Source organism: Geothrix sp. PMB-07, assembly GCF_030758935.1.
In the GTDB taxonomy this organism is placed as follows: Bacteria; Acidobacteriota; Holophagae; order Holophagales; family Holophagaceae; genus Geothrix.
In genome coordinates, this window is sequence record NZ_CP132333.1 from 506,773 (window position 1) to 529,494 (window position 22,722).

The 22,722-nt window shown below is 64.9% G+C and carries 23 protein-coding genes; 19 read left to right on the forward strand and 4 right to left on the reverse strand.

Annotated features, from left to right (window positions below):
• Positions 1-95: 95 nt before the first annotated feature.
• From Q9293_RS02255 to thiS, 9 genes are all read left to right on the forward strand, one after another.
• Entirely contained in the window at positions 96-1,223 is a 1,128-nt protein-coding gene (locus tag Q9293_RS02255; RefSeq protein ID WP_306249600.1) for a DegT/DnrJ/EryC1/StrS aminotransferase family protein, read from the forward strand.
• Between the two features lie 105 nt (positions 1,224-1,328).
• A complete protein-coding gene (locus Q9293_RS02260) occupies positions 1,329-1,688 on the forward strand; it encodes a winged helix-turn-helix domain-containing protein (RefSeq protein WP_306249601.1) in 360 nt (119 codons plus the stop codon).
• A 78-nt stretch (positions 1,689-1,766) separates the two neighbouring features.
• Positions 1,767-2,636, forward strand: coding sequence for a substrate-binding domain-containing protein (locus Q9293_RS02265; RefSeq protein WP_306249603.1), 870 nt, complete (start codon positions 1,767-1,769; stop codon positions 2,634-2,636).
• A 5-nt stretch (positions 2,637-2,641) separates the two neighbouring features.
• Positions 2,642-4,273, forward strand: coding sequence for an L-glutamate gamma-semialdehyde dehydrogenase (pruA, locus tag Q9293_RS02270; protein WP_306249605.1), 1,632 nt, complete (start codon positions 2,642-2,644; stop codon positions 4,271-4,273).
• Positions 4,274-4,435: 162 nt separating this feature from the next.
• Positions 4,436-5,134, forward strand: coding sequence for an ABC transporter permease (locus tag Q9293_RS02275; protein ID WP_372342173.1), 699 nt, complete (start codon positions 4,436-4,438; stop codon positions 5,132-5,134).
• Positions 5,131-6,249 carry an ABC transporter ATP-binding protein gene (locus tag Q9293_RS02280; protein ID WP_306249609.1) on the forward strand — a complete coding sequence of 373 codons (1,119 nt, stop codon included), beginning with the start codon at positions 5,131-5,133 and terminating at the stop codon, positions 6,247-6,249. The genes Q9293_RS02275 and Q9293_RS02280 overlap by 4 nt, the downstream gene beginning before the upstream one ends.
• Positions 6,250-6,354: 105 nt before the next feature.
• A complete protein-coding gene (locus tag Q9293_RS02285) occupies positions 6,355-6,777 on the forward strand; it encodes a 4Fe-4S binding protein (RefSeq protein WP_306249611.1) in 423 nt (140 codons plus the stop codon).
• Positions 6,778-6,917: 140 nt separating this feature from the next.
• Complete coding sequence (locus Q9293_RS02290; RefSeq protein WP_306249613.1) at positions 6,918-9,143, forward strand: aldehyde ferredoxin oxidoreductase family protein; 2,226 nt, start codon at positions 6,918-6,920, stop codon at positions 9,141-9,143.
• A gap of 180 nt (positions 9,144-9,323) precedes the next feature.
• Positions 9,324-9,479: a sulfur carrier protein ThiS gene (gene thiS / locus Q9293_RS02295; protein WP_306249615.1), complete on the forward strand. Its 156-nt coding sequence runs from the start codon at positions 9,324-9,326 to the stop codon at positions 9,477-9,479.
• Here thiS and Q9293_RS02300 read toward each other — a convergent pair.
• Together Q9293_RS02300 and Q9293_RS02305 are read right to left on the reverse strand one after the other, a co-directional pair.
• A complete protein-coding gene (locus tag Q9293_RS02300; RefSeq protein ID WP_306249617.1) occupies positions 9,466-11,145 on the reverse strand; it encodes a sensor histidine kinase in 1,680 nt (559 codons plus the stop codon). The two genes, thiS and Q9293_RS02300, sit on opposite strands and share 14 nt — an antisense overlap.
• A gap of 257 nt (positions 11,146-11,402) precedes the next feature.
• The gene (locus tag Q9293_RS02305; RefSeq protein WP_306249619.1) at positions 11,403-12,917 is read right to left on the reverse strand and encodes an aldehyde dehydrogenase family protein; all 1,515 of its coding nucleotides are present in this window, start codon (positions 12,915-12,917) and stop codon (positions 11,403-11,405) included.
• A gap of 86 nt (positions 12,918-13,003) precedes the next feature.
• Between Q9293_RS02305 and Q9293_RS02310 the strand changes: the two genes are divergently transcribed.
• From Q9293_RS02310 to Q9293_RS02325, 4 genes are all read left to right on the forward strand, one after another.
• Positions 13,004-13,909, forward strand: a complete 906-nt coding sequence (locus Q9293_RS02310; protein ID WP_306249621.1) for a LysR family transcriptional regulator — start codon at positions 13,004-13,006, stop codon at positions 13,907-13,909.
• 280 nt (positions 13,910-14,189) lie between these two features.
• Positions 14,190-15,203, forward strand: a complete 1,014-nt coding sequence (locus Q9293_RS02315; protein ID WP_306249623.1) for a hypothetical protein — start codon at positions 14,190-14,192, stop codon at positions 15,201-15,203.
• Positions 15,204-15,251: 48 nt separating this feature from the next.
• Entirely contained in the window at positions 15,252-15,746 is a 495-nt protein-coding gene (locus Q9293_RS02320) for a ferritin (protein WP_306249625.1), read from the forward strand.
• Between the two features lie 106 nt (positions 15,747-15,852).
• A complete protein-coding gene (locus tag Q9293_RS02325) occupies positions 15,853-16,800 on the forward strand; it encodes a GyrI-like domain-containing protein (RefSeq protein ID WP_306249627.1) in 948 nt (315 codons plus the stop codon).
• A gap of 121 nt (positions 16,801-16,921) precedes the next feature.
• Here the strand turns inward: Q9293_RS02325 and Q9293_RS02330 are convergent, their stop codons facing one another.
• Both Q9293_RS02330 and rplI read right to left on the reverse strand, forming a co-directional pair.
• Positions 16,922-17,221, reverse strand: a complete 300-nt coding sequence (locus Q9293_RS02330; protein WP_306249629.1) for an HU family DNA-binding protein — start codon at positions 17,219-17,221, stop codon at positions 16,922-16,924.
• A gap of 104 nt (positions 17,222-17,325) precedes the next feature.
• Positions 17,326-17,778: a 50S ribosomal protein L9 gene (rplI, locus tag Q9293_RS02335; RefSeq protein WP_306249631.1), complete on the reverse strand. Its 453-nt coding sequence runs from the start codon at positions 17,776-17,778 to the stop codon at positions 17,326-17,328.
• Positions 17,779-17,987: 209 nt separating this feature from the next.
• Between rplI and Q9293_RS02340 the strand changes: the two genes are divergently transcribed.
• The 6 genes from Q9293_RS02340 (at position 17,988) to glp (ending at position 22,698) form a co-directional block, all read left to right on the forward strand.
• Positions 17,988-18,368: a hypothetical protein gene (locus tag Q9293_RS02340; protein WP_306249633.1), complete on the forward strand. Its 381-nt coding sequence runs from the start codon at positions 17,988-17,990 to the stop codon at positions 18,366-18,368.
• Between the two features lie 82 nt (positions 18,369-18,450).
• On the forward strand, positions 18,451-19,233 hold the full coding sequence (modA, locus tag Q9293_RS02345) for a molybdate ABC transporter substrate-binding protein (protein ID WP_306249635.1): 783 nt from the start codon (positions 18,451-18,453) through the stop codon (positions 19,231-19,233).
• The gene (modB, locus tag Q9293_RS02350; protein WP_306249637.1) at positions 19,233-19,898 is read left to right on the forward strand and encodes a molybdate ABC transporter permease subunit; all 666 of its coding nucleotides are present in this window, start codon (positions 19,233-19,235) and stop codon (positions 19,896-19,898) included. Before modA ends, modB begins: the two co-directional genes overlap by 1 nt.
• Complete coding sequence (locus tag Q9293_RS02355; RefSeq protein WP_306249640.1) at positions 19,889-20,974, forward strand: molybdenum ABC transporter ATP-binding protein; 1,086 nt, start codon at positions 19,889-19,891, stop codon at positions 20,972-20,974. Before modB ends, Q9293_RS02355 begins: the two co-directional genes overlap by 10 nt.
• Before the next feature lie 51 nt (positions 20,975-21,025).
• Positions 21,026-21,460 (forward strand): hypothetical protein, encoded by a 435-nt coding sequence (locus tag Q9293_RS02360; RefSeq protein ID WP_306249642.1) that lies wholly within the window; start codon positions 21,026-21,028, stop codon positions 21,458-21,460.
• A complete protein-coding gene (gene glp / locus Q9293_RS02365; RefSeq protein WP_306249644.1) occupies positions 21,460-22,698 on the forward strand; it encodes a gephyrin-like molybdotransferase Glp in 1,239 nt (412 codons plus the stop codon). Before Q9293_RS02360 ends, glp begins: the two co-directional genes overlap by 1 nt.
• Positions 22,699-22,722: the final 24 nt, after the last annotated feature.

The window sequence follows — 22,722 nt, forward strand, 5'->3', positions numbered from 1 at the left end:
TGGTGAGCCTTTTATCCCTGGTGCTCGTTCGTGCCGATGTGACGGAATCTCGCTTGACCCGCTGGCATACTTGAACACCGAATTTGGAGGCACCCATGCCTGTCCCGATGCTTGAGCTCGCCCCGCAGAACGCCGCCGTCAAGACGAAGGTGCTGGAGGGCCTCACGGGCCTCATCGATCGCTCGGCCTTCATCCTCGGTGAGAATGTCAAGGGCCTGGAGGCGGAGATCTCCGCCTACGCGGGCGCAGCCCATGCGGTGGCCATGTCCAGCGGCACCGATGCCCAGCTCGTGGCCCTCATGGCCCTGGGTGTGGGACACGGCGACGAGGTGATTGTTCCCAGCTTCACCTTCTTCGCCACGGCGGGTGTGGTGTCGCGCTTGGGTGCCAAGCCGGTCTTCATCGATCTGGAACCAGCGACTTTCAACGCCACGGGCGCCCTGGTGGAGGCGGCCATCACGCCCCGCACGAAGGCCATCATGCCCGTGCACCTCTTCGGGCAGCTGGCGGACATGCCGAGCATTCTGGCCGTGGCCCAGAAGCACGGCATCCCGGTGGTGGAGGACGCCTGTCAGAGCCTGGGCGCCAAGGGCTGGGGCAAGTCCGCCGGGCAGTTCGGTGATCTGACGGCCTACAGTTTCTATCCCACCAAGAACCTGGGCGCTTTCGGTGATGCAGGCATGACCGCCATCCGCGATGACGCGGCGCTGGCGAGCCGGGTGCGCCGCATGCGCGTGCACGGCATGGAACCCGTCTATGTGCACCATGAGGTGGGCATGAACGGGCGCATGGACGAATTCCAGGCCCTGGTGCTCCGCGCCAAGCTGCCCATGCTCGATGGTTGGCATGAGGGCCGCCGCGCCCACGCCAAGTGGTACCTCGAGCGCATGAAGGGCCTGACCGCCGATGAGGTGCTGCTGCCCCTGGAGGTGGTGCCCGATGGCCGCCACATCTACAACCAGTTCACCATCCGCGTGAAGGGCGGCAAGCGTGATGCGCTGCAGGCCCACCTCAAGGAGCGCGGCATCGGCAGTGCCATCTACTACCCCATCTGCCTGCACGAGCAGCCCTGCTTCAAGGATCTGGGTTACAAGGCCGGCCAGCTGCCGGAATCCGAGCGAGCCGCCAAGGAAGTGCTGAGTCTGCCTGTCTACCCCGAGATGACGGAGGCCATGCGGGAGGAAGTGGCCGCGGCGATCTTGGGCTTCTTCGGCAAGAAGTAGCGTCCTTCTGTCCAAGGCCCGGCCTCTCAAGGCCGGGCCTTCGCTTGCAATCAGAAGCCGCCCTTTCCGGTCCGTGGTGAAATGGGGGATCTCCAGGAACCCGCCATGACCAAGCCCACCCAGCAGGCCGCCACCATCCGCATCCGCATCGCCTATGGAGAGAACATCGCCATCGGGCAAGGCAAGGCGGATCTGCTTGAAGCCATCAGCCGCGTGGGTTCCATTTCCGCAGCCGCCCGCGAACTGGACATGAGCTACCGCAAGGCGTGGATGCTCGTGGACGAGATGAATCAGAGTTTCAAGTCACCGGTGGTGGTGGCAGTCAAGGGCGGGCTACAGGGCGGCGGCGCCCAGGTGACGCCTTTGGGCCAGGAGGCCCTGGCCCGGTTCCGGGTCATCCAGGCCAAGGCCTCTGAAGCCATCGCTGAGGATGTGAAGGCGTTCCGGAAACGCCTCTTCTCCTGATGTGACATTCCGCAAAACAAATCACACCGTTTAACACTCACCGTTGTGTTCCTGCAAAACTATCGACCGGAGGTCAACATGCAGCGATCCACGCTCAAACGCTGGAGCATTTCCCTGGCCTCCGCCATGGCGTCGCTCCTTCTGGCTGCCGCACCGCCGACCCAGGCGAAGGTCGCCCAGCCCACAGTGATCCTGGCCACCACCACCAGCACTCAGGATTCGGGCCTGCTGGATGAACTCATCCCACTCTTCGAGAAGCAGACGGGCTACCAGATCAAGACCATCGCGGTGGGCTCTGGCCAGGCCATCGCCATGGGCAAGCGCGGTGAGGCCGATGTGCTGCTGGTCCATTCCCCCGACGCCGAAAAGGGCCTGGTGGCCGATGGTGCGGGCATCAACCGCCGCATCGTCATGCACAACGATTTCGTGCTGCTCGGCACTCCCGCCGATCCCGCAGGCGTGGCCAAACACACCGCCCAGGAGAGCTTTCAGCGCATCGCTGCCGCGAAGGCGCTCTTCATCTCCCGTGGCGACAACTCCGGCACCCACGCCATGGAGCTGAAGCTCTGGAAGGCCGCAGGCGTCGCCGTGGAGGGCCAGGCCTGGTACCAGCAGACGGGCCAGGGCATGGGGCAGACCCTGGCCGTGGCCGCGGAAAAGAAGGCTTACACATTGTCAGATCGGGGCACTTTTCTCGCCCTGCGAAAAAACCTTGGGCTAGCCATTCTGCATGAAGGCGATCCCTCCCTCAGGAATGTCTACCATGTCATCGAGCTAAACCCGACGCGCTTCCCCAAGGTGAACAGCGCCGGAGGCCGCGCCTTTGCTGACTTCCTGGTGTCAAAAGCTGTCCAGGCACGGATCAAAGAATTCGGAATCAAGCTTTATGGATCGCCGTTATTCTTTCCCGATGCCGACGTTCCGGAAGTGGACGCCGGAAGGAGATAGAACCCATGTCAAACGCGATCTTCAGCCTGCCCGAGTCCCATAACGAGGCGATCCTGTCCTACGCGCCGGGATCGAAAGAGCGGGCGCTCCTCAAGGCTGAGCTGGAGCGGCAGTTCAATCAGGAAATCGAGATCCCGCTCATCATCGGCGGCAAGGAAGTGCGGACGGGCAAGATCCAGAAGGCCGTCTGCCCCCACGACCACCAGCACGTGCTGGCCCGCTACCACGAGGCGGGCGAGGCGGAGATCCGCCTGGCCATCGACGCCGCCCTGGCCGCGAAAAAGGACTGGGAGGCCACGCCCTGGCAGGATCGCGCCGCCATCTTCCACAAGATGGCCAGCCTGATTTCCGGCAAGTACCGCTACATCCTGAACGCTGCCACCATGCTCAACCAGTCGAAGAGTGCCTACCAGGCCGAGATCGACGCCACCTGCGAGACCGCCGACTTCCTCCGCTTCAATGCGAAGTTCATGGAGGACATCTATAAGCAGCAGCCCATCTCTGATCCCCATGTGTGGAACCGCGTGGACTATCGGCCGCTGGAAGGCTTCGTGCTCGCCGTGACGCCTTTCAACTTCACGGCCATCGGCGCCAACCTGGCCACGGCGCCCGCCATCATGGGCAACACGGTGGTGTGGAAGCCCGCGTCCACCTCGGTGCTCTCCAACTACTACCTCATGCAGCTCTTCAAGGAGGCGGGCCTGCCGGATGGCGTGATCAACTTCATCCCCGGCCGAGGCTCCGTGATCGGCAAGATCGTGCTGGATGATCCGAACTTCGCGGGCCTGCACTTCACGGGTTCCACCGGCGTGTTCAACAGCATGTGGAAGACCATCGGCGATAATCTCTCCCGCTACAAGAGCTATCCCCGCCTCGTGGGCGAGACCGGTGGCAAGGACTACATCTTCATGCACGCCTCCGCCGACTTGGAGGAGACCACCGCGGCCATCGTCCGCGCGGGTTTTGAATACCAGGGCCAGAAGTGCTCGGCCTGTTCCCGCGTCTACATTCCGGCCTCCCGCTGGGCCGAGGTGAAGGAGCGCATCCTGGCCCTCCTGGCCGAGATCAAGATGGGTGACGTGCGCGACTTCCGCAATTTCTTCAACGCCGTCATCGACGAGGCCGCGTTTGATCAGACCATGAAGTACATCGAGCTGGCCAGGAACGCCAAGGACGCCGAGATCATTGCCGGCGGCAAGGGCGACAAGAGCAAGGGCTACTTCATCGAACCCACGGTGGTCGTCACCACGGACCCCAAGTTCGTGACCATGGAGGAGGAGATCTTCGCGCCCGTCGTCACCATCTACGTCTACGACGACGCCAAACTGGAAGAGACGCTGCAGCTGCTGGACCAAACCTCGCCCTACGCCCTCACTGGCGCCATCTTCGCCCGGGACCGCTACACCATCAACCAGCTGACGAAGGCCTTGGCGAACACCGCCGGGAACTTCTACATCAATGACAAGTGCACCGGCGCGGTGGTGGGCCATCAGCCCTTCGGCGGCGCCCGCGCTTCCGGAACCAACGACAAGGCGGGCAGCCTGCTGAACTTGATCCGCTGGACGTCGCCGCGCACCATCAAGGAAAGCTTCACGCCGCCGCGGGACATCAAGTTCCCCTTCCTTGAAGCTGAGTAGCCTTAGCAAACCCACCACGGAGACACGGAGTGCACAGAGACATACACGGAGGAGGGCACAGGGGGAATCCTCCGCGGAGCAAGATGGCTCCGTGCTTTTCTCTAAGTGTGATCTCTGGGACTTCCGTGTCTCCGTGGTGAATTCTTTTTGAATGGCCGCTAAATGGATCTGATCTGGGAGGGCTTGAGGAAGGCGATTGATCTGCTGCTCACGCTGGATCCTGAGGTCCTCCGGATCACCCTGCTCTCGCTGAAGGTATCGGGCATCGCGACCGCTTTGAGCGTCATCCTCGGGTTGGGTTTGGCCCTGGGGGTGGCGCTCAATGAGTTTCCCGGCAAACGCCTGGTCATCGCCCTGGTGAACACAGGCATGGGGCTGCCGCCCGTGGTGGTGGGCTTGTTTGTCACTGTCATGCTTTGGCGCAACGGGCCCTTCGGCTTCCTTGGCATCCTCTACACGCCCGCCGCCATCATCCTGGCCCAGGCCGTGATTGCCACGCCGATCATCGCGGGGCTGGGCCTGGCGGCGCTGCAGCACCTGCCACCGGGACTGCGCCTGCAGATCCTCTCCCTGGGCGCCAGCCGTCCGCAGATGATCTGGCTGCTGTTGCGGGAGGCGCGGCTCCCCCTGCTGGCAGCGGTCATGGCGGGCTTCGGCGGGGTCATCTCCGAAGTGGGCGCCTCCATCATGGTGGGCGGCAACCTCAAAGGCAGCACCCGAGTGCTGACCACGGCCACGGTGATGGAAACCAGCCGCGGCAACTTCGACGTGGCCTTCGCCCTCAGCTTCATCCTGCTGCTCCTGGCCCTTGGCGTGAACGCGCTGCTCACCCATCTGCAGCAGCGGAGCCGCCCACGATGAGCCGCCCTTCGGTCCTTCAAGCACGCGGGATTCGGGTTCGCCGGGGGGGCGCCCAGGTGCTGGAGGTGCCGAGCCTCGATCTCCGCGCCGGTGAAGTGCTCGCCCTCATGGGGCCCAATGGCGCCGGCAAGAGCACCCTGATGCTCACCTTGGCAGGTCTGCTTCAACCGGCTGAAGGCACGCTGCACTTCCATGGCACCGACCTCAGTGCTCGCGCCGAGCGCGAGGTTTTCCGGCGCCGCATCACCATGGTGTTCCAGGATCCGCTGCTCTTCGACGCCACCGTGGCCGAGAACATCGCCACGGGTCTGAGACTGCGCGGCCTACCCAAATCTGAGCGGCTGCCCCGTGTGCAGGAGTGGGCCGGGCGGCTGGGGCTCGGGAATCTGCTGGATCGATCCGCCAAGCACCTGTCCGGCGGTGAAGCCCAGCGCACAGCCTTGGCCCGGGCCTTTGTTCTGCAACCGGAAATCCTTTTCCTGGATGAGCCGTTCTCGTCCCTGGATGCCCCGACGCGGGAGGAACTCATCGGAGATCTGGGTCGGCTGTTGGCGGAAACCGAAACCACCGCTGTGATTGCCACCCACGACCAGGGCAAGGCGGCCCGACTGGCGCATCGCCTGGCAGTGATGAGGGAGGGCCGCATCGTGCAGCTGGGTGGCCTGCGGGAGGTGATGAACCACCCGGAGGATCCCTTTGTGGCCTCCTTCATGGGCATGGAGACTCTGCTCAAGGGGCAGGTGGTGACCTGCCAGGACGGCCTGGTCTCGCTTCGCCTCCGCAAGGTTCTGGGGGACCGGGAAGTTCAGGCCATCGGTGAGGCCCAGCCCGGCCAAACCGTTCTCATCGGGGTGCGCCCTGAGCACGTGGCCCTGTCTTTACAGACCGATATCAGCAGCAGCGTGCGCAATGCCTTCCCCGGAGCTGTGACCAAGGTCATACCCCGGGGCCCTTTCTACAAGATCGAACTGGATTGCGGATTCTTTCTGACGGCCTTCGTGACCGCCCAATCCCTGTCAGAACTGGAGCTTCAGCCGGGGCGGGCGGTGGTGGCCTCCTTCAAGGCCACGGCCGTCCATCTCATCCGCAAGGAGGGCCTCGAACCGGAAGTGTGACCGCTGTCCATTGCGTGGATAACGCCTCGGGAATAGCCTCACCTGTGGGTCGGCTTTGCCTGCCCTGTGTGGTGTTGACCAAACCCGTCCGGAGGCGCCTTCGCCATGAAACAGCTGGTGATCGATTTCCAGAAGTGCGACGCAGGGCGCAACTGCAATCACGAATGTGAGCTGGAGTGCGCGGTCCGGGTGTTCAAGGTCGATGACCCCAAACAGGCCGCCCTCCAGATCAAGGCCTACGAGGATGGCGGCGGCCATGCGGTGCTCTGCGACCAGTGTGGCGACTGTGTGGTGGTCTGCCCCACGGAGGCACTGAAGCGCAACAAGCTCGGCGTCGTCATGATCGACAAGAAGGTCTGCGTGGGCTGCTACATGTGCATCGGCTTCTGCGAGAAGGAGGCCTTCATGCGGAATTCCGATTGGATCACACCCCACAAGTGCACTTCCTGCGGCATCTGCGTGAAGGTGTGCCCCCACGGTGCGCTTTCCATCCAGGAAGTCCCCGAGCCGCCTGTCCGCATCATCTGAGCGCTAAAAATCCACCACGGAGACACGGAGGGCACCGGGAAAAGCGCACGGAGAAAAACGGTCAAGAGCATTTGACTCCGTGAAATCCTCCGTGTTCTCTGTGTCTCCGTGGTGAATCCCTTCCAAGAAGAGGAACCGTCATGAGCCAGCTCGTTTTCGATCCCAGCAAAGTGATGGACATCGACTACACCAAGCGCACCGAGTACCTCGACGGGCTCGAGGCCATCAAGGCGGCGCACAGGGTGCTGAAGGAGATCACCTACACACCCAGCCTGCCGGACAAGGGCTACACCAACCGCAGCCTCTATGTGAACGTGGACACGCTGGAGATCACGGAGAAGCCTGTCACCCAGCAGATGAAGGATGTTTTCATCGGCGGGCGCGGCTTCGGCCTCTGGCACCTCTGGAATGCGGTGAAGCCCACCACCCGGTGGAACGATCCCGAGAACGAGATCATCATCAGCCCCGGTCCCGTGTCGGGCATGACGCAATACGCGGGCACGGGCAAGTCCCTGGTGGTGAGCCTCTCGCCCCAGACGGACATTCCCATCGATTCCAACGTGGGCGGCTTCTATGGCCCCCTGCTGAAGTTCTCGGGCTTCGACGCCCTCGAACTGCAGGGTAAGTCCGACAAGGACGTCATCCTGTTCATCGATGGCCAGAAGGGCATCATCCGCATCGAAGAGGCGCCCACGGATCCCGTGGACAGCCATGTGCTGGCGGAAATCCTGACGCACATGTACGCCGAGAACGAAGCGGACCTGCCGAACATCTCGGTGGTATCCACCGGCGCGGCCGCCGAGCACAGCCTCATCGGCATGCTGAACTTCTCGTTCTACGACCGCCGCCGCAAGTGCGTGCGCTTCAAGCAGGCCGGCCGGGGCGGCATCGGCACCGTGTTCCGGGACAAGCGCATCCGAGCCCTTGTCATCCGCGGGCCCAAGGTGGCTGGCGACATGAACCACCCCGCGGATCCCGAGACCATCGCCAAGACGGGCGTGAAGTACCACAAGGAAATCCGCGAGAACGACGGCTCCCAGTGCATGATGCGCCGCAATGGCACTGCGCACATCGTCGAGATCATGGATGCCTACGACCTGCTGCCGGTCCACAACTTCCAGTTCGGCTCACACCCCGATACCCACAAGATCGATTCGGAGTACTGGCAGCACCGCTGCACCCAGCACACGGTGGACGGCTGCTGGTACGGCTGCTCCATGGCCTGCGCCAAGGGCGCCGATGGCCTCGTGCTGAAGACCGGCCCCTACAAGGGCGACATGGTGACGGTGGATGGTCCCGAGTACGAAAACGCCGCGGGTCTGGGCTCCAACTGCGGCATCTTCGACCCCGACTACCTGCTGGAACTGAACTTCTACTGCGACACCTACGGCATCTGCACCATCACCTACGGCACCCTCTGCGCCTTCGTCATGGAGTGCTACCAGCGCGGCATCCTGAACAAGGAGCGAACGGGCGGACTGGAGATGGTCTGGGGCAACGCCGAGGCCAGCCTCGAGATGATGCACCAGATGGCCCGGGGCGAAGGCTTCGGCAAGGTCGCCGGACAAGGCGTGAAGAAGATGAAGGAACTGTTCATCAGGAACGCCTGGGGCGATCCGCAGCTCATCACCGACATCGGGATGGAGAACAAGGGCCTCGAATACTCCCAGTACCTGTCCAAGGAATCCCTGGCCCAGCAAGGCGGCTACGCGCTCACCAACAAGGGCCCGCAGCACGATGAGGCCTGGGTGATCTTCATGGACATGGTGAACAAGCAGCTGCCCACGTTTGAGGACAAGGCGGAGGCGCTCTACTATTTCCCCCTGTTCCGCACCTGGTTCGGCCTCAACGGTTTCTGCAAGCTGCCCTGGAACGACGTGGCGCCCAAGAACAACAGTTCCCAGCCCGAGGCGCACAAGATTCCCGAGCACGTGCAGAACTATGTGGATCTCTTCAGCGCCACCACGGGCATCCAGATCGACAAGGAAGAGCTCATCCACCAGTCGGCCAAGGTCTACAACTTCCAGCGCGTGTTCAACATCCGCATGGGCAAGGGCCTGCGCCTGCACGACGCGGCGCCCTACCGTTCCATGGGCCCCGTCACGAAGGAGGAATACGAATCCCGCGCCGAGCGCTACGACAAGCAGATCGTGGAAGAGATGGGTCTCGACCCCGTGGGCAAATCCACCGAGAAGAAGATGGCTCTGCACCGTGAATGGCGCACGGGACGCTTCTCCAAGCTCATGGACAGCGTCTACACGCGCCGTGGCTGGACTCTGGATGGCGTGCCCACCTTGGCACGGCTCAAGGAACTGGGTCTCGACGTCTTCCCCGAAGTGGTCGAGGTCGTGAAACAGCATTTGTAGGTTTTTAGAAAAGATTCACCACCAAGACACGAAGACACCAAGAACTGAAAACAACTTTCATCTTTCTTGGTGTCTTCGTGTCTTGGTGGTGAGCCGTTCTCTTAAGATTCCGATACGATGCAGGATCGAGGCCCAGCGATGATCACGGTGAATGAGGAACCCCTTGCTTGGCACGAGGGCATGACCGTACGCGATGTCCTTACAGCCAGGAACTACCGCTTTCCCATGCTGGTCATCCATGTGGACGACGCCTTGATTCAGAAAGCGGACTACGACTCCACCACCATCCCGGACGGCGCGGTGGTCAAGGTCATCCACCTCATCAGCGGGGGCTGAGCGCTCCATCGGGCAGGCGCGGGACCAGGATGCGGAACCGGGTGCCCTGGCCAGGCGCGCTTTCCACCTCCAGGCGGCCACCGCCTTCTTCCACCATGGCCTTGAGTGAAGAGAGGCCCAGCCCCGTACCCTTCCCCGGAGCCTTGGTGGTGAAGAAGGGATCGAAGATTCGGGCCAGCACCTCGGCCGTCATTCCCACGCCGGAATCCATCACCTCAATCATGGCTTCGTCCAGGTCCGATCCCGCATGATCCACTCGGATGCGGAGGATGCCGCCGCCCGGCATGGCATCACCGGCGTTCGCCACCAGGTTCACCAGCATCTGTTCCAGGCGGATGCGCGACGTCAGCACCGTCAGCGGGCCCTGCGTGGGCATTTGCATGAGGAAGGCCACGGACTTGGGCAGCAGCAGACGCAGGGTGGCCTCCATCTCCTGCACGGCCGGGCCCAGGTCCATGGGCAGCAATTCCTCCTTCTCCCTTCGGGCGAATTCCATGAGCCGACGGGTGAGCAGGGAAGCCCGTTCCGCCGCCATGGCAATGCGCTCCAGTTCGTCCTTGCGGGGCGCGAGGCCGTCTTCCAGGTTCATCACCGCCAGATCCGCAGAGCCCTTCACGGCGCCCAGCAGGTTGTTCAGGTCATGGGCCAGGCCCGCGCCCATCAGGGCCAGGGTGTTCATGCGCTCGGTGCGCAGCATGGCTTCCTGGGCCTGCTCCAGGGCGAGGGTCCGCTGCTGCACCCGCTCGGCGAGGGTTTGGCGGGCGGCCTGGAGATCCTGGATGGCCTGGAACTGGCGCAGCAGAAGCAACATCACCATGGCCAGGAAGATGGCATAGGCCTCCCGGTTCACCTGCTGGGGCGCCCAGGCGAGCAGGGCGGCGAGCACCGCCACGGCGATGCTGACGGGCAGGTAGGAGAGCAGCCCGGCGAGGCGTCCACCCACCTCCGCCTCGGGCAGGCTGTCCTCCACGGATTTTGTCGACCACGCGGCGAGGCCCTGGAAGAGGGGAATGGCGCCCGCGATGATGATCCAGCTCTGCCTGGCGACGACTGGGGGCAGGCCCATCAAGGTCCAACAGGAGATGGCCCCGAGCCAGGCCAGGGCCGAGGCGCCGAGCCATCCCAGGGGCCCGCGAATGCAATCGGGATGGTAGGAGGTCATGAACACCAGCCCGCCGCCGAGGAGCGCCACGTTCAGGTAGGCCGAGAAGACGCGCAGGCCCATGCCCCGGCCCGCCATCTGAAGGGAGGCATGGATCCCCATGACCCAGAGCAGGAAGAGCAGGGCCGCCGCGAAGACCAGGCTGTCCAGCACCCGGCGCCGGAACAGGCCGCCCCGCTTCTGCCCCACGGGAAAGCTGAGGATGCCCGCCAGCACGAGCATGCCCGTGGTCAGGGACAGGTAGCTGGTGGCGCCCACCACCCAGGCGGGGAGCAGCCCTCGGTAGTGCAGGGCGGTCAACAGCAGGTTGGGCACCTCCAGCAGGGCCGAGGCAGCCACCAATCCCCAAGCTACGCGCGTGCGCCCCACCGACTTGGCGGCCCGATAGGCGAGGCTCAATCCAGCCAGGGCTTCCAGGGCGAGGTAGGACAGGGGCCAGGTCAGCAGGCGCTGCTCGGCACGCAGAAACACGTGAACGACCGCTGCCACCAACCAGACACCCACCAGGATGCCTCTGGGAAGCCAAAGGGATTCCGAGGCCGGGGGCTGCCCCTGGTTCACAGCGGATTCTGGCTTCAGAGTGGAAAGCGTTGGCCCATTCAAGGAGGGCCTCATAGGTGGTTTATCCACGAGCTTAGCGGAAGCGCCAAATGACTTCGCAACGGAATTGATCCTGGCAACGACGAAATCCTGAACAAGGTCATGAATGAGAAAGAGGGGGACGCATCCCCCTCTTTTCTTCGGCGGCCAGTGGCTCGCCCTCAAATCTCGAGGGTGATGCCCTGGGCCAGCTCCACCTGGCCGCTGAAGTTGATGGCGCTGGTCTGGCGGCGCATGTAGGCCTTCCAGGCATCGCTGCCGCTCTCCCGGCCGCCGCCCGTCTCCTTCTCGCCGCCAAAGGCCCCGCCGATTTCGGCGCCGCTGGTGCCGGTGTTCACGTTGGCCAGCCCGCAATCGCTGCCTGCCGCCGAGAGGAACAGCTCGCTCTCGCGCTGATCGTTGGTGATGATGGCGCTGGAGAGGCCCTGGCTCACGCCGTTCTGAAGGGCGATGGCTTCTTCGATGGTGCGGTAGGGCATGAGGTAGAGCACCGGTGCGAAGGTTTCCTCCTTCACGATGTCGAGGTTGCCGGGAACTTCCACCAGGCAGGGCGTGATGTAGCAGCCGCCCGGGTTGGCCAGTTTCTCGCCGCCATGGAGGACCTTGCCGCCCTGCGCCTTCACGGTGGCGATGGCCGCCAGCATGGTTGCCACGGCCTCCTGATCCACCAGCGGCCCCATGAGGTGCTTGTTCTCCCGGGGATCGCCGATGGGGGTCTTGCGATAGAGCTCCAACAGACGCTCACGGAAGGCGGGCAGCACGGATTCCTGCACGATGACACGGCGGGTGGAGGTGCAGCGCTGGCCCGAAGTGCCGATGGCACCGAAATAGATGGAGCGCAGGGCAATGTCCAGATCGGCCTTGTCGCTGACGATCACCGCGCCATTGCCGCCCAGTTCGAGGATGTGGCGGCCGAAACGCTGCTGCACCAGGCTGCCCACGTGGCGGCCACCGGGCACTGAGCCCGTGTAGGACACCAGGGCCACGCGGGGGTCGGTGTTGATGAGGTCGCCGATGTCACTGCCCTTGCCGATGGCCAGGCTGCAGATGGCGGGGTCGAAGCCGAAGTCGCGCAGCACCTTCTCGGCGATCTTCGTGCAGGCGATGGCCGTCAGCGGTGTTTTCGACGAGGGCTTCCACAGCACCGTGTCGCCGCAAACGAGGGCCAGGGCCGTGTTCCAGCTCCACACGGCCACGGGGAAATTGAAGGCCGTGATGACGCCCACCACGCCGAGGGGATGCCACTGTTCCTGCAGGCGGTGCTGCTTGCGTTCGCTGGGCATGGTCAGGCCGTAAAGCTGGCGCGAGAGGCCCACGGCGAAATCGCAGATGTCGATCATCTCCTGCACCTCGCCCAGGCCTTCGCGCAACGTCTTGCCCATCTCCAACGTGACCAGTTCGGCGAGGGCGGCCTTGTGCTTGCGCAGCTCATCGCCCAGGGCCTTCACCACCTCGCCGCGCTTGGGGGCGGGCACCAGGCGCCACGTCTGGAAGGCCGCGTGGGTTTTGGCCAGGATGGCCTCGAACTCCTGGGGCGTGACATTGGTGACGGTGGCCAAGGTCTCGCCCTGAATGGGAGAGATGATCCGCTGCGCTTTCCCGCTGCCCGTCCATGTGCCGGAGAACCCTCCAGGGTTCACTTCGGAAAGGCCCAGAGCGCTCAAAATCTTCTGCATGTCATCCTCCTGTTTTCATTAGTACTGGTTTTTGTTTTAATAACGAAATTCATTCGGTTCACATCATTCATGAGTACTATTCATGAATGGATGCCCTGCTCGATCTGCCCCAGCTCCGCACCTTCTATACACTGGCGCAGTCCGGCAGCTTCACGGACTGCGCCCGCAAGCTGAACCGGACCCAATCCGCCGTGAGCCATGCCATGGCCAAGCTGGAGGAACTGGCGGGCGTGCCTTTGCTGTCCAGGAAGGGGCGGGAGCTGGGGCTGACGGAGGAGGGGCGTCGGCTCTACGCCGCTTGCGAGCAGGCCTTCGCCACCCTGGACGCCGCGGCCGAGGATCTCCGCCGACATCAAAGCCTCGGCCGAGGGCGGTTGCGCGTGGGCACCACGGTGGAGTTCGGCACCAGCATCCTCATGAAGCACATGCAGCCCTTTTTGACAGAGCACCCGGGCCTGGAGGTCGACTTCACGCTCAGCCACGACCTGCTCGCTCCCCTGCTGCGCGACGACCTCGATCTCGTCATCGATTGCCAGGAACATCCGCTGCCCGCGCTGAAAAAGGTGCCTCTGTTCCGGGAAACCTACGTGGTGGCCTGCTCCAGGGCCTTCAAGAGAGCCCACCGGCTGAAGGTGCCCGCCGATCTCTCCGGCTGCCCGGTGTTGTCGCTCGACAAGGCCGGTGCCTGGTGGAACCGCTTCCTCATGGCCGTGCCCGACCGCGAGCAGCCGCAGTTGGACCGGGTGATCGCGGTGAACCACATCCGGGCCATGATCCACGCCGCCGCCGTGGGCATGGGAGCCGCGCTGGTGCCGCGCTACAGCGTGCTGGAAGAGTTGGAGCGGGGCGATCTCGTGGCCCTGTTCCCAGACATCCGTCCCACGGAGGACCGCTTCTCGATCTATCAAAAGAAGGTCAAGGCCACCCACGAAAAGCAGCGGCTGCTCACCCAGTACCTTCAGTCCCTGAGCCCGGCGGAATTCGGTTCCTGAGCGGTATCAGGCTGGATTGTGACAATAATCATATTGAGACTTAATCTCAATATGTCAAACTGCCTCTGAACCCGAGCCCAGCTCGTGCCGCCTTCCTTCCGTCGGCGGTATCCGTGAAGAGGAGATCCGATGATCCGCATTCGTGGTCCCGTGGGAACGCTCCGTGTCCTGATGCTGCCCGGCGAAACGGAACCCACCTGGCGGGAAGACGGAACCCCAGACACGGTGGCTGGTCCCGAGTTTTCCAGGAAGGAGCCTGGTCCCGCAGGGGAGGCGCGCCATGACCAATGAAGGGCTTTGGATCGCCTCGTTCCATGGCCGCCCGCAAGCCTCGGCGCAGCAGGGCGCGTCCGACCTTGAGCGCCTCCGGCGGCGGAAGGATGTGCGTCTCCTGCCGCTGCAGCGGCAGGCTCGGGCGATTCTGGAGGCGCTGCCGGGCCTGGGCTCCGCCGACTACACCACGGGCAACGGTTCGGCCTCTTGCACACTGCGCGAACAGGTCAGGGACGTCCGCCCCTGCCCCGAGGGCACCGCGATCTTTGGGGACCAGGGGGGCTTGCGATGGTTGGACGACTCCTGGCGCCATTCCGTGGCCGTTCTGAACCGGGGTCAGGACTTCACGGATACGCCGCCCTGCCTTTTGCTCTACGGGGAAACGGGTCAGCTGGCACACCAGATCACCCTCTGGGATCCCAGCACCTGGGAGGGCTTCATCGATCTCATCTGCCGCCACCGGGGCTGTTGGAACTGCCTTGAAACCAGACAGGAGCTCCCGGAAGGGCCAGGGAGTGAGGCGTGCCCGGCCTGGCTGTTACGGGAGGCTTGGAACGAGGCTCGCTCGGAACGGGACCTGGACCTCCGCCTGGAGCCCCTTGGCCTGAAACGGGTGATGGCCCTCCGAGCCATGGAGGGGCTGCACACCATCATGATCGACCTCGACTGTCTGGCGTCGCTCCTCGATGACATCGCCGAGGCGGGGCTGCCCCTCCATGTGCGGCTGGGCAACCAGCACTGCACCCAGGCGCTGGAAGCCGACATCAGCGCTTTCGACAAGGGGCCCCGAGCATGGGAGATCCAGATGGCCCAGACGGTTCTCACCCTGAACCCCGGGAGCATCGCCAGCATCTGGCTCGTGGCGCAACCGGCGGCCAAGTCCGAGCGGTTGCGCTTCGAGTGCTACGACCAGAAGGATGACCAGGTGTTGACCCTCTCGGGACCGGAGGATCCCTGTCCCCTGGTTCAGCAGGGCTGGCAACACCTCATCGGGCGCTTCGAGGCGCAACGATTCCACTAACAGCGCGACCCGCGCAGAGTTACACTCCCATCCCATCAAGGAGGCACCATGATCAGCCAGACCATGCAGCATGCGCTGAACGCGCAGATCAACCTGGAGCAGTATTCAGCTCAGCTCTACCTGGCCATGAGCGCCCACTGCATCGGAAAAAGCTTCAAGGGCTTCGGCCAGTGGCTCAAGGTGCAGGCTTCCGAGGAGACGGCGCACGCGGCGAGGCTCATCGATTTCGTGCTCGACCGCGGCGGCAAGCTGGAGCTTCAGGCCTTGGAGGCGCCTCCCACCGAATTCGGCGGAGTCATCCAGGTCTTCGAGGCCATCCTTGCCCATGAGAAGGGCATCACGGGACGGATCAATGCGCTGTTTGAATTGGCACGGGCCGAAAAGGATTACGCCAGCGAGATCGCGCTCCAGTGGTACGTGACAGAGCAGGTGGAAGAGGAGGCCCGCGTCGGCGAGATCGTGGACCATCTCCACGCCGTGGGCGATCAGGGGGGCGCCATCTGGTACCTGGATTCCAAGATGGGGAAACGCTCAGTTCAGTAGCGGAGGACGCCGGGCGCAAAACCCACCGCCTCGCGCCGAGGCTGCCATCGCGAGGTGCCGGGGGCTGAACCCGGCAAGGCCGCTTTGGCACTGCTAGGGTGGGATCATGACCGCAACCGCCTCGGAGGCCACCCGCCACGAGTACGCTGCCCGCATGAACCGGGTGGTGGATCACATCCAGTCCCACTTGGCTGAGCCCCTGAACCTTGAGCGGCTGGCCGCCATTGCCTGCTTCAGCCCCTTCCACTTCCACCGGCTCTTCTCGGCCTGGATGGGAGAGACCTTGCAGGCGCATGTTCAGCGGCTGCGCCTGGAGCGCGCCGCCAAGCTGCTGAGCTTCGACCGCCGCAAAACCATCACTGAGGTGGCCCTTGATTGCGGCTTCTCCAGCTCCAGCGCTTTCGCCCGCGCCTTCAAGCAGGCTTACGGCCTTTCGGGCAGCGAATGGCGAAAGCGCAAGATCTGTCAAACGAACCGCAAGTCGTGGGAAGCAGAGCAGGAGGCCATTCTCCGATCCTCTGCGGAGCCGGGCCCGATGGCCCGCCCATCGGAGCTCCCCATGGCACGCTTCCCCATCCACGTTCAGGTGCGTCATCTTGAACCTGCCACCCTGGCCTACATCCGGCACATCGGCTCGTACAAAGGCAACGCCGCGCTATTCCGCCGACTGTTCGACCAGCTTTTCGCCTGGGCCGGACCGCGCGGCCTCATGGGCCCAGAGGCTCGCTACCTCAGCCTCTTCCAGGACAATCCCAACCTCACACCGGCCGCGAAGCAGCGCCTGGAAGTGGCGCTCACGGTACCCCCGGGAACGGCCCCGGACGGGCCCATCGGCATCAAGCCCTTGGAAGGTGGTCTCTATGCCATTGCGAGGGTCCGTGTGCTCCCTCACGAGTACGCTGATCCCTGGGAAACCCTCGTCGGAGCGTGGCTTCCTGCCAGCGGTTACCAACCCGATGGGCGACCGGCTCTGGAAATCTATCTGAACAACCCTGACACCGATCCTGAAGGACGCTTCGAGCTGGAGATCTGCTTTCCGGTGAGGCCTCTGTAGCTTTTCTTCCTGAACGACGAAGGCCGCCTTTCGGCGGCCTTCTGCTTGCGTGGCATAACCTCCGCGCCGGGTCCCGACTCCGAACGCGCCACAGGCGCGTCTTCCGTCACCCGGCGGTCGGTTACATCTGGTCCTTGAGGCCCTTGGCCGTCTTGAAGACGACTTTGCGGCCGGCGGGGATCTGGATGCTTTCGCCGGTCTTGGGGTTGCGGCCCATCTTCTCCTTGGTGGCGCGCACTTCGAAGGTGCCGAGACCGAAGAGGTTCACCCGGTTGCCAGCGAGCAGGGTCTCGACGATGTGATCACGGACGCCGTCCAGGATGGCCTTGGCGCGGGCCTTGGAAAGGTCCTGGGCCTCGGCGAGGTTGGCGGCGAGTTCAGCGATGCCGAGGGTGTCGGGCTTGGAAGAGGTCTTGGCCATGGATGGACTCCTTGGAATGGAATGGACGGGATTCCCGGCTGCGCGCGAATCCCGTGGACCGGCGCCCCGCGGCGCCGGCCGGATGGGAACAGTGCAGGTGGCTTTTATTCAGCGGCCGCGGCGGCGCTGACTTCGAGGTTGACCTTGGCGTGAACGCCGCTGTAGAGGCGCACATCCACGACATAGGTGCCCGCATCCTTGATGTGGGGCACGGTGATGTCGCGGCGATCCAGTGTGAAGCCCTTGCCCTTGAAGAGCTCGGCCACATCGGCGTTGGTGACGGAACCGAAGAGGTGGCCGTTCTCGCCGGCCTTCTTGGCCACGGCGAGGCTGATGGCTTCCAGCTTCTCGGCCAGGCTCTTGGCATCGGCCAGTTCCTTGGCGCGCAGCTTCTCGGCGCGGACCTTTTCCAGCTCGATCTGGCGCTTGTTGCCGGCGGTGACGGGCAGGGCCATCTTGCGGGGCAGCAGGAAGTTGCGGGCGTAGCCGTCCTTGACGTTCACGACATCGCCGCGGACGCCGAGGTGGGTGACGTTCTCGATCAGAAGGATTTCCATGGGTTCTCCCAAAGGGATGTGAGGTTGGGTCCGGCCAGCGCTGAGGTGCTCGCGTTGTCCCCGCGTGGGTGAGACGGCGTCCTGCGCCGTCAGGGCCGGGTCCTGGGAACCCGCCCTGTCCCCCGGTGGGTTCAGGCCGATCAGAAAATCCAGTCTATCCTGGGAGCATCCGATACCCAAGCATGGATTTCCCCGCGTGTGGAGTCTGAATGAGCACCTTTGCCGATCGACGCGATACTCGCCGGATCATCGTCGGCCCTGAATTCGGCATCTCCTTCACCTTGAAGGGACATGCCTATCAGGAGGTCCGCATCACCAACCTGAGCACCGGAGGCTGCTTCGCCCTGGTGGGAGTGCGGGACGCGCGTCTGTTCGAGCGGGGCGCGGTCCTGGAGAGCCTGGTGCTGCTCCACCCAGAGCTCCCCAAGCAGCCCATCATTGCCGCCGTCTCCTACGTCCTGGGCGGTCGCCTCACGGCGGACCCCCTGGAAATGGTGGGCATCGGCATTCAGTTCCTGGGCATGGATGACGACGCCCAGGCCTCCCTGGACACCTGGGTCACGGCTTCTGTGGCTTCGCAGCAGAATTAGCCAGCATCCAACCTGAAGCGCGAGTTTCCAAGTCGTGGGATGTGTGGGATAACAACCTCTCATTCCAGGCCATGGAGGTTCCATGAAACTCCGCAGCATGCTGACCGCAGCCCTGGGCCTGTGGCTGAGTTTGGGCGGGCCGCTCCGAGCCCAGGGCGCGCCCACGCCCCTGGCCATCGCCGCGGCCGGGGATCTGCGGGGCGTGCTGGAGGACTTCAAGGGCCGCTTCGAGGCGGGCCGCCCCGGCGCCCAGCTGCAGCTCACCTTTGGCGCCTCCGGCAGCCTCACGGCGCAGATCCAGCAGGGCGCCCCCTTTGATGTTTTCCTTGCCGCTGACACGGGGTTTCCCGAGCAGTTGCAGAAGGCCGGGCTGGTGACGTCGGAGGGACTCTTTCCCTATGCCACCGGCGCCCTGACCCTTTGGGTACGAAAGGACCTGGGGCTCGATCCTTCAAAGGAAGGCCTCAAGCTGCTCCTCGATGGCCGGGTGAAGAAAATCGCCACGGCCAATCCCCAGGTGGCGCCCTACGGTCGCGCGGGGGAGGCGGCCCTCCGCCAGGCGGACCTCTATGACGCCGTGAAACCCCGGCTGGTCTTCGCTGACAACATCGCCCAGGCGGCTCAGTTTCTTCAGGCTGGCGCAGCGGAGGCCGGGCTCATCTCCTTCTCCCAGGCCAACCATGCAGCCCTGCGCCAGACAGGCCAGGCCTGGAAGGTGCCCAGTGGAGCCTATCCTCCCCTGCGCCAGGCAGGCGTGATCCTGAAGCGCACCGGCAATCCAGAACTGGCCCGGGCCTTCATGGCCTTCCTCGTGGGCGCCGAGGGCCAGGCCCTGCTGGCCAAGCATGGCTTCGGAGCGCCCTGATGGATTGGGAGGCCATCCGCCTCAGCCTGCGGCTGGCGGCCCTTTCCGTGGGGCTGCTGGTGCCGCTGGGCATCGCCCTGGCCTGGCCCCTGGCTTTCGGGCGCTTCCGCGGCAAGGTGCTGCTGGAGGCTTTGACCTCGCTGCCTCTGATCCTGCCGCCCACGGTGCTGGGCTTCTACCTCATCGTGGCCCTGGGCCCCCGCAGCCCCATCGGCCAGGTCTGGGAGGCCCTCACGGGAGCCCGGCTGGTGTTCACCTTCCAGGGGCTGCTGCTGGCCCAGGTGGTCACGAACCTGCCCTTCTTCCTGCAGCCCCTGGTGGCCTCCCTCGGCAGTGTGGACCGGCGCTTGCTGGAAGCGGCCAGCACCCTCGGCTCGCGGCCCCTGGGCGTCTACCTGCGGGTGGCCCTGCCCCTGGCCTGGCGGGGCCTGCTTTCGGCCATGATCCTCAGCTTCGCGCATGCCATCGGCGAGTTCGGCGTGGTGCTGATGGTGGGTGGCAGTCTGCCGGGCAGGACACGTACGGCTTCCATCGCGCTCTTCGATCAGGTGCAGTCCTTCGACATGGCCGGTGCCAACCGCACGGCGCTGTTGCTGCTCGCCTTCGCGCTGCTGGTGCTCATGGGCATCGCGTGGCTGCGCTCCCGGGAGCGGGCGTGGAGCTGAAGGCGGCGTTCTCGAAGACCTTTCCGGGTGGCCCCACGATCCAGGCCGCTTTTCAGGTGCCGCTGGAGGCCTTCGGCCTCACGGTGATCTTTGGCCCTTCCGGTTGCGGCAAGACCACGGTGCTGCGCTGCCTGGCGGGCCTGGAGGCACCGGATGCGGGCCTCATCCAGGCAGGCGGGGAGGCATGGTTCCAGCATGGCCGCGCCGTGCTTCCCGCCTCGGGCCGAAGCATCGGCTTCGTTTCCCAGGATTCCGCGCTGTTCCCCCACCTCAGCGTGGCGGGCAACATCGCCTACGGCATCCGGGGCTGCTCCCGCGCCGAGGGCCGGGCACGCGTGGCCGAGCTGATCGCCTTCATGGGGCTGGAGGGCTTGGCGGAACGTCGCCCCGCCGAGCTTTCCGGCGGGCAGAAGCAGCGGGTGGCCCTGGCCCGGGCCCTGGCGCCCCGGCCCCGCCTGGTGCTGTTGGACGAGCCCTTCGTGTCCCTGGATCGCGCCGCTGCGGAGCAGCTGCGGCACACCCTCCGGAAGCTGCTCCAGGAGCTGCGTGTGCCCTGCCTCCTGGTGACTCACGATCCCCTGGAGGCCCTGGCTCTGGGGGATCGCATGCTGCGCATGGCCGAGGGCCGCATCGTGGAGGAGGGTGAGCCTGCCCGACTGCTCTCGCGCCACGATGGCGCCGCTGGTGATCCCTTGGACGGGCAAATGGGAGTGGTGGTGCGCACCCGGGTGCTGGGCCGCGTGGAAGGCCTGCTGCGGCTGGGAGCTGGCAGCGCGGAGCTGCTGGCGCCGGATCCCGGCGGGGACTTCGACGAGGCCTTCGCCTGCATTCGCGGAGAGGGCGTGGCGCTGGAGCATGGGCCCCACGGCCCTCAGACTCCGCGCAACCGCCTGGTGGCGGAGATCGTGGGCCTCGAGCCCCTGGGCGGCCTCACCCGCATCCACCTCGATGCGGGCTTTTCCTTCGAGGCCCTCATCACCACCTGGGCCTGCCAGGACCTGAAGCTGGCCCAGGGACAGACCATCCACGCCCTCATCAAGGCCAGTGCCATCGGGGTCATCCCCATCCGGGGCTGAGCGGCCGGCCCGGCCTCGGTGCATCTACACTGATGCAGAGGCTGGCTTCCCATGGCGACGGCGCAGACAACACGGCATTCCCTGCGGAGCCTGCTCCTGCCGGACCAGCCGCGCTCGTTTGCCTGGGCCCGGCCCGCGCAGCTGGCGCTGCGCAGCCTCCATATCGCGGTCATGGCCCTGGTGGTGGGTGGCCTGCCCTTCGGCGCGGATTTCCACCGCCTGCGGATCGCCATTCTGATGACGGTGGCCAGCGGCGTGCTGCTCATGGCCATCGACCTGGCCAAGGATGCGGCCTTTCTGCTCCAGGGCAGCGGGGTGGCGCTGCTGGTGAAGCTGGCGCTGCTGGGCCTGGGCCTGCTGCAGCCCGAAGCGCGCCTGCCTTGGTATCTGGCCGCCACCCTGGTGGCTTCCATCGGCTCGCACATGCCCGGGGCATGGCGGCATTACTCCTTCCTCACAGGGAAGTCTGCGAAGGAATCGCACTGATGCCCACGCCCGCCGAAGCCCTGCACCTCATCCTCGCGGCCATGCCGCCGTTGCCACCCGTGTCGGCGCCACTGGCGGACAGCCTGGGGCTGGCTCTCGCGGCCGATGTCTACTCTGCAGCCACGGTGCCCCCCTTCACCAACTCCGCCATGGATGGCTACGCCGTGCAGGCGGCGGATCTCGACGCGGCCTCGGCGGAGCGTCCCGTGCGCCTGCGTGTGCTGGGCGACTTGGCCGCGGGTGGTGTGTCGTACCATGTGCTGCATCCCGGTTCAGCCCTTCGGATCATGACCGGCGCGGCGCTTCCCGAGGGTGCCGATGCGGTGGTGCCGGTGGAGGACACCACCCGGGGCGAGGACGCGGATGGCGATTGGGTGGAGCTGGGTCGGCCCATCCGCCGGGGCATCCACATCCGCCTCGCGGGAGAGGATCTGCAGCAGGGCCAACTGCTGGTGAAGGCCGGACAGGGCCTGCGGCCCGGCGATCTGGGCGTGCTGGCCGCAGCGGGCATTCCTGCGGTGTCTGTTTATCCACGCGCGCGGGTGGCCGTGCTCACCACGGGTGATGAATTGGTGGATGTGTCCGAAGAACCGGGGCCGGGCCGCATCCGGGATGCGAACATCCATGCGGTTTGCGCGCAGGTCCGCGCTTGCGGCGCCATTCCCGTTCCCTACGCCCGCGTGCCGGATGACCGCGAGGCGTTGATGCACACGCTGAAGCTGGCGCTCGAGGCAGATGTGGTGCTCACCACCGGCGGCATCTCCGTGGGCGACTACGACCACATGAAAGCCATGCTTGAAGAGCTGGGCGCCCGGCGGGCCTTCTGGAAGGTGGCGCAGAAGCCGGGTGGCCCCCTGGGTTTCTGGCGGCTCGGCACCAAGCCCATCTTCGGCATTCCGGGCAATCCCGTGGCGGCCATGCTCATGGTGGAAGAGTACGTGCGGCCGGCGCTGCGGAAGCGGATGGGTTTCGCCAAGCTGCATCGCCCCGTGGTGGAAGCGCGTTTAGAGGACGGCTGGAGCGGCCGGGTCGGCGATGGCCGAACCACTTTCCTGAGAGTGGTGGCCGTGAAGGAAGGCGGCGGATATTGCGCGCGGCTCACGGGGCCTCAGGGCTCCGCCATCCTGTCCTCCATGCTCAGCGCCAATGCCCTGGCGGTGATTCCCGCGGGCGTCGATCAGGTGGCACCGGGCGGGCCCGTGCTGCTTCGCCTCACGGAAGAGGCCGAGGATCACTGATAGAGACTTGAATTCAAAGAATAA